Source organism: Actinomadura fibrosa (assembly GCF_900659615.1).
GTDB classification, from domain to species: Bacteria; Actinomycetota; Actinomycetes; order Streptosporangiales; family Streptosporangiaceae; genus Spirillospora; species Spirillospora fibrosa.
In genome coordinates this window covers 1-6,490 of record NZ_CAACUY010000370.1, presented here as the reverse complement: position 1 = coordinate 6,490, position 6,490 = coordinate 1, and the positions used below count along the sequence as shown (strand labels likewise).

General features: G+C 76.4%; 5 protein-coding genes. 3 read left to right on the top strand and 2 right to left on the bottom strand.

Annotated elements, in window-relative coordinates:
* Positions 1-458 (top strand): helix-turn-helix domain-containing protein (locus E1300_RS46350; RefSeq protein ID WP_131763637.1); only part of this gene is annotated, 458 nt, incomplete at its 5' end.
* Between the two features lie 319 nt (positions 459-777).
* On the opposite strand, the gene E1300_RS46345 is transcribed toward E1300_RS46350, so the two are convergent.
* Together E1300_RS46345 and E1300_RS46340 are read right to left on the bottom strand one after the other, a co-directional pair.
* Entirely contained in the window at positions 778-2,688 is a 1,911-nt protein-coding gene (locus E1300_RS46345) for an ABC transporter ATP-binding protein (protein ID WP_131763636.1), read from the bottom strand.
* A 10-nt stretch (positions 2,689-2,698) separates the two neighbouring features.
* A complete protein-coding gene (locus E1300_RS46340; RefSeq protein ID WP_131763635.1) occupies positions 2,699-2,929 on the bottom strand; it encodes a hypothetical protein in 231 nt (76 codons plus the stop codon).
* Between the two features lie 198 nt (positions 2,930-3,127).
* Here E1300_RS46340 and E1300_RS46335 point away from each other — a divergent pair, with 198 nt between their 5' ends.
* On the top strand, positions 3,128-6,160 hold the full coding sequence (locus tag E1300_RS46335; RefSeq protein WP_131763634.1) for a lantibiotic dehydratase: 3,033 nt from the start codon (positions 3,128-3,130) through the stop codon (positions 6,158-6,160).
* The coding region (locus tag E1300_RS46330; protein ID WP_207400380.1) for a hypothetical protein at positions 6,157-6,490 on the top strand (334 nt) is incomplete at its 3' end. The genes E1300_RS46335 and E1300_RS46330, both read left to right, overlap by 4 nt.

Below are 6,490 nucleotides of genomic sequence, written 5' to 3'. Positions count from 1 at the left end.
AGGTACCGCTCGTCGTCGCGCCGCACCGCGCCGGGGAGCAGGCCCAGCGGCCCGCCGCCCCGCTGCCGGGGGATGAGGACGAGCGGCTGGCGGAGCTGCTCGCCTGGGCGCGGGCGCACCTGCACCTGCCGCTGCGGGTGGACGGGCTGGCGGCCCGGGCGATGATGAGCCCGCGGACGTTCGCCCGCCGGTTCAAGGCCGTCACGGGGACGACCCCGTACGCCTGGCTGGTCGCCCAGCGGCTGGACCGCGCCGCGGAGCTGATCGAGACCACCCGCCTCCCGCTGGAGGAGGTGGCGCGGCGGGTGGGCTACCGCTCGGCGGGCGTCCTGCGCGAGCGGTTCGTCGAGCGGCACGGGATGGCGCCGAGCGACTACCGGCGCGGCGTCACGCGCCTGCGGCGGTCCTCCGGCGGTGCGGCCGGGGAGCTGGAGCCGTACCGCTCGAAGTGCTCCTAGCACCCGCTGGGGATGGCAGGAAAGACGGGATTTTTGGCAGGGCCGCCGCTGGCTCGGCCGCGGTCCGTGATGGCACGCTTCCGGCATGTGGTTGAAGCGTCAAGCAGCCGGGGCGCCCGGCCGGGCGCCCCGGCGGACGAAAGGCTCGTGCCATGGGAACGGGAAACGGCGGAAGAGCACCGTCCGGGAAATGCGGGTCGGGACGCGTGATCAGGATCATCATCGAGAGCCCGCCGAAGAACGGCCCGGGCCGGCCGGGCGGGAAACGGCACGGGAACGGCGCCCGCGGCGATTAACGATTCCGCGTCGATTAGCCGGCTCACCGGTCCACCAGGAATTGCTCGGCCTGGAGGCGGTACATCGCGGCGTACCTGCCGCCGGCGGCCATCAGCGTGGCGTGCGTCCCCTCCTCGACGATCCGGCCCGCCTCCAGGACGTGGATGCGGTCCGCGCGGGCGACCGAGGCGAGGCGGTGGGTGATCAGGATGACCGTCGTGCCGCGGGCGGCCGACTCGGTGATCCGCCGGAAGGCGTCGATCTCCGCGGCGGGGTCGAGCGCGGACGTGGGCTCGTCCACGATGAGGACCGGCGCGCCGCGGTACCAGGCGCGGGCGAGGCCGAGGCGCTGCCACTGGCCGCCGGACAGGTCGGTGCCGCCGAAGAACTCCCGGGCGAGGAGCGTGTCCCAGCCGTCGTCGAGGCGGTCCACGACGGCGTCGGCCCCGGAGGACCGGGCGGCGTGCGCCAGGCGGGGCTCGTCGGCGTCGCGGTCCGCGCGTCCCGCGACGACGTTCATCCGCGCGGTGAACGGCCACTGGACGAAGTCCTGCGAGACCAGGGCGATCCGGTCCCAGAGGGTGGCGCGGTCGAGGTCGCCGGTCGCGACGCCGTTCCAGCGGACGCTTCCGGAGGACGGCAGGTACAGGCCGGCCAGCAGCTTGGCGAGGGTCGACTTGCCGGACCCGTTCGCGCCGATGAGCGCGACGACCTCGCCGCGCCGGATGTCGAGGTCGACGCCGTCCAGCGCCGGCGTCCGCGCGCCGGGATAGCTGAACCGCAGCCCGCGGGTGCTGATCGTCTCGACCGGCGACGCGAGCGGCGTCCCGCGCGCCGGCACGGCCGCCTCCTCCGCCCGCGCGCAGACCTCGCGCCACTCGACGATGAGCAGCCCGTCCTGGTAGAGCTGCTGGAACTGCATGACGAACGAGGTCAGGCTCGCCAGGCCGCTCCGGATCGCGAACGCGGCGGTGCCGGCGACCGCGAACGTCGTCCGGCCGTCGACCACCAGCAGCACGAGCACGCCGTAGACGCCGAGGGCGGCGAGGCCGCTCAGCGCGCCGGCGAGGGCGCGGGTGAGCGCCTCCTCGCGGGCGAGCCGGGCCTGCTCCCGCGTCGACACGGTCGCGAGGCGGCGGTAGTGCGCCAGCAGGAAGCCGCCCACGCGGTGGGCGCGGACCTCCTCCGCGGCCTCGTGGCTGGTCATCAGCTGGCCGAGCAGGTCGATCTGCCGGGTCAGCTGCATCCAGCGCTTGGTGGACGCGTGCCGGGCGCCGGCGGTCCGGGCGACGCTCCACGCGCGCGGCGCCAGCGCGACGACGAGCAGCGGCGCCAGCAGCGGGTTCAGCGCGAGCAGCACCCACAGGGCGGCGAGGATCGACACGAGCCCGCCGCACAGGCCGACCGCGCTCTGCGTGGCGCGCGAGGTGGCGGCGGCGCCCTGCCGCGCGGTGCCGAGCCGGTCGTGGAAGTCGGCGTCCTCCATCACGGCCTGCTCGACCCGGACGGCCCGCTCCAGCAGCGTGAGCTGGGCGAGCCGGGCGATCCGCGGGCCGAGCCGTCCGGACGCGGCGATGGCGACGGCCTCGCACAGGCCGCGGGCCGCCATCGCGCCGGCCATCACGGCCGCGACCGGCACCAGGGCGCGGACCTTCGCGTCCGCGGGCGCCGCCGAGAACAGGCCGGTGAGCAGGCGCTGCGTCGTGAGGTAGGTCGCCGCGGCGGCGACGCCCAGCACGAGCTGGCTCGTCACGACGGCCGCCAGCGCGGCCGGATCGGCGCGGCGGCCGAGCCGCAGGGCCGTCCCGACGATGGCGGGGAGCTCGCGCAGCGTCGCGAGGGAGCCGGCGCCCGTCCCGGACGGGGCGTCGTGCGCGAAGCGGAGCCCCCGCCCGAACAGCGGATCCCGCTCCGCCGTACGGCCGGGGACTCGCCGGCGGTTCGTTCGCCTCACCCTCGCCCGATCAGCACAGGCACGGGTTGCCCGTGGCCCCGCAGGTGTGGCTGCACGCGGCGGTCGGGCCGCAGCCGATGCAGCTGCAGGTGTGCCACGTGGGGTCGCACGCGTAGACGCAGCCGTCGCTGTCGTCGGCCATCCGCATGCCGCCGGGGCCGGGCGCGGCGCCGCGGAAGTGCGCCTCCCAGCCGAAGCCCGCGGCGCCCTCCACTCTCGGGTCCAGATCGAATTCACCCATGGTGAAAAACCCTTCCGTCTCGTCACCGGTCGGCCGGATCGGCTTTCCCGCACCATGGAAGTGGGGGCCGGCCAATGGCGCCACGATAGGCCGGGATTTCGGCGGTACCGGCTTATTTTCAGGATCTTGGAAATGATGGAGCGAAGCCAATGCGCCGACCTAATGTGGAGGCCGTGTCCGAACCGCTTGGGGGTGGAGATGGCGCACGAGCCGCCGTTCCGTGCCGGTGACGCCGCGATCGTCCGGCTGTCCGCGTCGCCCGCCGGGGCGCCGGTGCCCGAGCCGCCGGCCGGCCTCGCGTCCACCGAGGCGATGCGCCGCTACCTGCGCGCGGTGGCGGAGGTCCCGGGCGTCCGCGAGGCCGTCGCGGTGTCCAGCGCCGGGCTCGACGGTGCGCTGCACAAGGTCGTGACCGGCGCGGACGTCCCCGCGGCGGGGTTGCGGCGGGCCGTGCTGGCGACCACCCGGTACCTGGCGCGGATGACGCACCGGCCTACCCCCTTCGGGCTCATGGCGGGCGTGGCCGCGGCGCGGTTCGACGCGGAGCCGAAGTTCCGGCTCGGCGGCGCCCACCGCAAGCACGTGCGCGCCGACATGGGCTGGCTGATCGAGGTGATCCGCCCGTGGGAGACCCACCCGGCGGTGCTCGGACGGCTGCGCCTGGTCGCCAACGACCTCTGCTCCGTCCGCGGCGACCGGCTCGTGCTCCCGCTCGTCCGCGAGGACACCGACGAGCGCGCCCCCGACGACCGGGAGCACACGGTGCGGGCGACGCGCGCGGCGCGGGCCGCGATGGCCGCCGCCCGCCGGCCCATCGGCCACGCCGAGCTGGTCGGCCGGCTGTGCGCGGAGTTCCCGGACGCGCCACCGGAGTCGGTGCGGCGGATGGTGGCCCAGCTCGTCGAGCGCGAGTTCCTGCTCACCGACCTCCGCCCGCCGGCCACCGCGGACGATCCCCTCGGGCACGTCCTGGAGCGGCTGCCGGAGGAGGCCGGCCTCGCCGAGGTCCGTGCCGCGCTCGCGGCCTACGCGGAGACCTCTCCCGGGAAGGGGCGCGAGGCGTGGCGGGCGGCGACGTCCGCCATGCGCCGGGTGCGGGCGGGCGACCGGCTCATCCAGGTCGATCTGGAGATGGACGCCGACATCGTCCTCCCGCACGAGGTCGCGGCGGAGCTCGAACGGGCCGCCGCGGTCGCCTGGCGGGTCGCCCCGCCCGCCCTGGCACCGGCCGACCCGCTGGCGTCCTACCGGGCCGACTTCATCGCCCGGTACGGGACCGGTGTGCTGGTCCCGGTCAAGGAGGTGGTCGATCCGGAGGCCGGGATCGGCCCGCCGGCCGGCTACCTGCTGCCGCCGGGCGGGCGGCGGCGCGCCGACCCGCCGGACGACGGCGGCCCGCGCGACGCCGTGCTGCTCGCGCTGGCGCAGCGCGGCGGCCCGGAGATCGTCCTGGACGACGCCCTGGTCGACCGGCTGGCCCGTCCCGGAGCCGAAGACGAGCCGGGCTCCTACGCGGAGGTGTGCGCCCAGCTCGTCGCCGACTCCCAGGACGCCCTGCGCGAGGGCGACTTCCGGCTGGTCGCGTCCCCGATGAACTTCACCCGGCCGGGCGCGATGTTCGGCCGGTTCCTGCACGTCCTGCCCGAGCTGGGCGGCGTGGTGGCCGCGACCGCCCGCGAGCAGGCGGCGCCCGCGACGCCGGCGCAGGTCGCCGGCCCCCCGGTGCACTTCCGGACGATCAACGTCGCGCAGGTGCCGCGGCTCACCGCCGACACCGTGCGTGCGGGCGTCTTCGCCGACCGCCCGGCCGAACCCGGCCTGGACGACCTGCTCGTCGGCGCCGACCACGACCGCTTCACGGTGGTGCGCGCGCACGACGGCCGCGAGCTGGTGCCGATGACGTTCCACGCGCTGAACGCCCGGCTCAGCATGCCGAACGCCGTCCGCCTCCTGGTGGAGATCGGCGAGAGCCGCACCCCGGCGTGGCCGCTGTGGAGCTGGGGCGCGGCCGAGCGGCTGCCCTACCTGCCGCGCGTCCGGTACGGCCGGACGATCCTCGCGTCCGCCCGCTGGCTCCCCGACCCGGAACTGCGGGAGGAGACGGGCTGGGACGAGTGGCGGCGCCGCTTCGACCGCTGGCGGGCCGACTGGGCGGTACCCGACATCGTGGACGTCACCCGCACCGACCACCGCGTGCGCCTGGACCTGACGAATCCCGTCCACCTGCACGTGCTACGCGCCGACCTGCGCAAACGTCCGGAGACGGTCATCCAGGAGGCACCGGACGGCGGCGCCCGCGGTTCCGGCTGGGCGGGCGGGCACGCCGCGGAGATCGCCGTCCCGATGCGCCCGGTCCGGCGCCGCCCCGGCGGTGCGGCGCCGGTGCGGCGGACCGCGACCCGCCGGTCCCACCCACCCGGCGGGGAGTGGCTGTACGTGAAGGTCTACGCGTCGCCGGGGCGGCACGGCGAGCTCCTCGCCCGGCATGTGCCCGCGCTCGCCGCGCGGGCCGAACCGCTCACCGACCGGTGGTTCCTGATGCGCTACCGCGACGACGACCACCACCTGCGGCTCCGCTTCCACGGGGAGCCCGCCGCCCTCAACGCCGGGCTGCTCCCCGCCGTCCACGGCTGGGCCGCCGGGCTGGGCGAGGCGGGCCTGATCGGCGGCGTCGTCCTGGACACCTACCGCCCGGAGACCGACCGGTACGGCGGCCCGGAGCTGATCGAGGCCGCCGAGCGGGCCTTCCACGCCGACACCGCGAGCGTCCTCGACCAGCTCGCGCTGCGCGACCGGGGGACGCTCGCCCTCCCGGTGCCGCTGCTGCTCGCCGCGAACCACCTCGACCTCGCGCGGCGCCTGCACGGCGAGGGCTGGCAGGACTGGCTCCTGCGGACCTACCCCAAGGGGCCCCGGCACGCGGCGTTCCAGCGGCACCGCCGGGAGGCGCTGCGGCTGCTGGACCCGGCGACGGGCGCCCCGGACCCGGCGGGCGTCCCCGGAGGGGCGGAGCTCACCGCGAGCTGGGAGCGCCGATCCGGCGCCGTCGCGGCCTACGGAGAGGCGGTCCGCGCGGCGCTGGACGACCCCTCGCCCGTCTTCACGAGCGTGCTGCACATGCACCACAACCGCCTCGCCGGCATCGACCACCGAGCCGAGCAGGACGCCTACGCCATCGCCCGCGGCGCCGTCCAGGCGCACCAGGACCGGAAGCGACACGAGACCCGATGACCATGCGGATCGTCACCGCGATCGCCGACGCGCTCGCCGACCCGGAGCGGGTCGCGGCCGTCACCACCCGCCCGGGGAACGAGCTCGTCCTGTCCGGCAGGCCGATGCGGCAGTGGCAGCCGGTCGGGCTGTCGGACGCCCATCCGGCCGTGTCGCTGCTGTTCGCCGAGCTCGGCGCCGCCGACCCCGCCCAGTGGCCCCGCGCCCACGCCCACCTGGCCGCCGCGCTCGCCGCGCCCGCGTCGTCGCCGAGGAGGCCCGGCGCTTCGGCGGGCTCGTCCGCGAGACGCTGGGGTCGGTGCGGTCGGTCGTGTTCGGCTTCCCGCGGTC